Origin of the sequence: Microcoleus sp. K1-B1 (assembly GCF_036704705.1) — a bacterium.
Classification (GTDB): domain Bacteria; phylum Cyanobacteriota; class Cyanobacteriia; order Cyanobacteriales; family Microcoleaceae; genus Microcoleus.
On record NZ_JAUBSH010000175.1, the window covers coordinates 1 to 3,816 of the forward strand.

Genomic DNA, 3,816 nt, shown 5'->3' on the forward strand with positions numbered 1-3,816 from the left:
TCCTGGGACATCTTTAGATGAACTCATCTGTGACTACTGCGCTCAATAGTGTCTCTTTTTTATTTGAAATGACTATATACTTGTTTGCTAACAGTCTTGGTGTTGGGTGGCTGCCAGCAGCAGCTACAGGCAACCTTGCAGCAACAGCGCAGCAAACAGGGGATGGCAGTTTCGGCTCACCCTCTGGCGAGCGCTGCGGGGCTGGCCCTGCTGCAACAGGGCGGCAATGCAGTGGATGCGGCGGCTGCTACGGCTTTGGCGATTTCGGTGGTGGAGCCTTTTTCGGCGGGTATCGGCGGCGGGGGTTTTTTACTGCTGCAGCGCGCGGAAACGGGGACTGTGCAAGCGCTGGATTTCCGGGAACGAGCTCCGAAACGGGCCACGCGGAATATGTACCTCGACAAGCAAGGCAAGGTGCGCCAAAGGGCAAGTCTGGACGGGCATTTGGCGGCGGGTATTCCGGGCACTGTGGCTGGACTTTATACGGTGCAACGCGAGTATGGTAAGTTGCCTTGGGCCCAGGTGGTAGCGCCGGTGATCGCCCTGGCTGAAAAAGGTTTTCCGGTAAGTTCGCGGTTTACCACGGCTACCGGGCGACGACAGGATGTACTCAAAAAAAACCGGGCGGCGCGGGAGGTTTTTACTCGTGGTGGCATTTTATACCAGCCGGGTGAGCTTTTGGTACAGCGGGATTTGGCGCAGACTTTGCGGCAGATTGCTGAAAATCTAACGCAAATATGCTATGCTATTCTAGAAAGTAGGCGGCTACAGTTGCCGCCTACTTAAAAATAATCACACAAGTGCAGAAATCTAGAATCTGTCTAGAAAACCCAGAACCTTGATAAATCAATACTTTGGAGTAAAAACCAACCATGAGAGCTGATAAACGTCCTCAACAGCTTTGTGATGTCAGTGTGACTAAAGACGGTAAATCACTCCGACTTGGCTTCCCAAAAAGGCATACGCCACTATGGGAAACACTGAAGGGTAAATCGCTTAATGGGAAGCCCAACTACCTGTACCTGACTAAGTACGGCTTTAACGCCGATAACCCAGAGGACTGGAAGCGGGCGTCGCAAATCGCGATCGCTATGGAAGCCGACTTGGATCACCCTGAATGGGAGAAGCTATTTGACATCACCCTTGCCAAGTACGGACTAGGTGGTGGCAAGTACGCCAAACTCGCTGATGTGCTTCAATTACCAGGGGCGATAGAGGTTAAACCTGAAATTACCGTAGGGGAGATGTGGGAAGCTTACTTAGAGTGGAAAAAAACTGTTATAGAGGAGACTACGTTTAAAGTCAGATATGAGACGCAATTCTCTAATTTGATTTACGGTAAAGTTTGGAACAATCAAACTAAAGCATTTACTCAATCAGAGTTAAGCATTGATTTAATCCGATTGAATGATAAACAAAATTTGATTCTAGTATTGTCTAAAATCAAATCATCAAAAAAAACGTATTTTTTGTCTGAATTAAACAAGGCTTTCGACTTCTCTAAGACAAAGAATATGATAGTTAACCCATCTACCGAGAATCCTTTTGTACTCGACAAATTCAGTACGCCTACTGTTACAACACAACAAAAGTACGCATCCAAAATAGTAAACGGAGAGGAAAAAGAATGGTATGAAGTGTTAGACGAGAAGGCTCTAGAGGATGATAAACGTGCTTTCACTAAAGAAGAGTGCAAGATTATTATTAAGGCTTTTTATGAGTCTAAATCGAAAGCCAAAGCTTTTTACGCACCATTAATTGAGTTTTACTTTTTAACCGGGTGTCGTACTTCAGAAGCATTACCGCTAACGTGGAAGGATGTCGATTTTGATCGAAACTTAATTCGCTTTAGCAAGTCGCTAGGCTCATCAACAAAAAAAGTGAAAGACACCAAAACAGGTGAGGCAAGGTTCTTTTATTTTAGTAATGGTTCTCGATTAAAGGAGTTATTGCTAAAGCTAAAAAGTGAAAGTTCAAGCGAGTTAGTTTTTCCAAATAAAAAAGGAAAGTTTATTTCCTTTGGATCTGTCGGTGAGAATTGGCTCGGTAAGAAAGAGAAAAGAATTTTAGATGATGGCACACAGGTCGAATACCACTATCCTGGTGTAGTTACTCAATTAGTAGAAGAAGGCAAGATAAGCCGCTATCTCTCCCCCTACCATACCCGCCATACTTACATCACTCTCACGGCACACGCTAACAAGCACAACAACAACGCTTTACTGCATATTGCTACTTCTTGTGGCAACAGTGTTGATGTGATTCTCAGGCACTACTTGGGAGTAAGTGAAGATGAACAAATTTTAGAATTCTAACCCCTACTCTCACCCTACCTACCGCCCCCTAAAAAGGGCGGTTTTTTTATTGCCTGTTTGTGTGTTTTTACCTTCATTTTTACAAGTAGGCGGCAACTGTAGCCGCCTACTTTTTAGAGTAGCCGCCTACTCAATAAAAAACCCGGTTATTACACCGGGCAAACCCTAGACAGAACCTTGAAAAGTCAATCCACAAATTAAATTTTATACGACCGGAGGCACGGTCTGTTTAGACATCCGAGTCACTAACTCCTGTAGTTGGGATTGAGTAACGCTTTCGTCTGTTACATCTAAGCCATTTTCTTCTTCCAATTTGGCGAGTCGTTCCGAAAGGATACCGTCACGCTCTACCAATAACTTAAAAGCCTCAATAATCAAGCTCCAAACGTTCATTCTTGCTATCCTTACGTACTGTATTGACGTATCAAGCTTAACATACTTGTTCTGGCTCAACCGGCAAAAACTACGGCTAACACGGTGGAACTAAAAATCAACGTATCCTTTTATACTTAATACTCAAAAATAGGTAATAGAGTCAGTCTCTTTAAGTCCTTTTTTAGAAGTAGCCGCCAACTGTAGGCGGCTACTCTGCGAAATACACTTAAATACTCTTAGACTTTCTTTTCCTTAAGCTTTTTGACAATATCTTTTAACTCTGGTTTCATATCACTTTTTTTGGGATTAATGCCCATTGCATCCTTTACTAGGAAAATGTCAAGTGACTTCAACTTGATTAATTCATCCTTTTTTCTCAAAAACTCATCTCGAATAGCACCCTTACCAGCCGCTTCTCTCTGTTGCTCTGTAGTCGCCTTACGTGTACTGCCAGTCCCGCCGCTACTACTTGACGTTCTTCTGCTACCACCGCCGCTAATTGATTTAGCCATTTTTTAGAGCCTCAATTATTGATATCTGTCCCGGTTTAAATTGCCATCTAGTAATGGGAATCAAGCTAGGCTGCAACATTTTTCCTAGCACATTCTCAACCTGTTCGTCCGTTTTAAGACCCGATATGTTGATTTTTTTAGGCTCTTTTTTCCCAAAACCTTTGTGGCCTTCAAAGACGGTAAAACATACGGGAACCTCTTCCGAAACAGGCTCTGGCTCAAGTCCGATCGAATCTACCACAAATTCAACCTTATGACCTGTTTCTGCAACTGCTGACATTATCTGAACAAGCTGCATGATAGCGGCTACCTCAAACCGTTGGGAAGTGTTGCCATCTGACATCGACTCTGCCATCATTTCATACATAGCGGATGCCCACGCCGTAGCGTTTGCGTTTTGCCACTCGCTTCCCAACGGTTTGCTTTTTGGGTTAATAATTAAGCCATTGGCAAGCATCCGAAACAGTGCTTGAAAAATAGTGTAATAGTCCAAGCAATCGTCATTCCCCTTTCCACCTGGTACTAAAAAAGCGTTACTTAAGTAGGTAGGCGGGAAAAAACCAATCTATGTAACAAAATATTAAGTTACCTAATTGGAGTTAAACTTAAGACGT

5 protein-coding genes are annotated in these 3,816 nt (G+C 43.7%); 2 read left to right on the forward strand and 3 right to left on the reverse strand.

The window, feature by feature from the left end; translation table 11 throughout:
- Nucleotides 1–84: 84 nt before the first annotated feature.
- Both QUA83_RS30085 and QUA83_RS30090 read left to right on the forward strand, forming a co-directional pair.
- Complete coding sequence (locus QUA83_RS30085) at nt 85–786, forward strand: gamma-glutamyltransferase (RefSeq protein WP_333297860.1); 702 nt, start codon at nt 85–87, stop codon at nt 784–786.
- Nucleotides 787–872: 86 nt separating this feature from the next.
- Nucleotides 873–2,315, forward strand: a complete 1,443-nt coding sequence (locus QUA83_RS30090) for a site-specific integrase (protein WP_333297861.1) — start codon at nt 873–875, stop codon at nt 2,313–2,315.
- A gap of 204 nt (nt 2,316–2,519) precedes the next feature.
- Here the strand turns inward: QUA83_RS30090 and QUA83_RS30095 are convergent, their stop codons facing one another.
- The 3 genes from QUA83_RS30095 to QUA83_RS30105 all read right to left on the reverse strand — a co-directional run bounded on the left by QUA83_RS30095 (nt 2,520) and on the right by QUA83_RS30105 (nt 3,695).
- Nucleotides 2,520–2,708, reverse strand: coding sequence for a hypothetical protein (locus tag QUA83_RS30095; protein ID WP_333297863.1), 189 nt, complete (start codon nt 2,706–2,708; stop codon nt 2,520–2,522).
- A gap of 218 nt (nt 2,709–2,926) precedes the next feature.
- The gene (locus QUA83_RS30100; protein ID WP_333297864.1) at nt 2,927–3,202 is read right to left on the reverse strand and encodes a hypothetical protein; all 276 of its coding nucleotides are present in this window, start codon (nt 3,200–3,202) and stop codon (nt 2,927–2,929) included.
- A complete protein-coding gene (locus tag QUA83_RS30105) occupies nt 3,195–3,695 on the reverse strand; it encodes a hypothetical protein (RefSeq protein WP_333297865.1) in 501 nt (166 codons plus the stop codon). The genes QUA83_RS30100 and QUA83_RS30105 overlap by 8 nt, the downstream gene beginning before the upstream one ends.
- Nucleotides 3,696–3,816: the final 121 nt, after the last annotated feature.

Coding starts and splice junctions, on each gene's coding strand:
- QUA83_RS30100 (WP_333297864.1), bottom strand. CDS start 3,202: ATGGCTAAATCAATTAGCGGCGGTGGTAGCAGAAGAACGTCAAGTAGT.
- QUA83_RS30095 (WP_333297863.1), bottom strand. CDS start 2,708: ATGAACGTTTGGAGCTTGATTATTGAGGCTTTTAAGTTATTGGTAGAG.
- QUA83_RS30090 (WP_333297861.1), top strand. CDS start 873: ATGAGAGCTGATAAACGTCCTCAACAGCTTTGTGATGTCAGTGTGACT.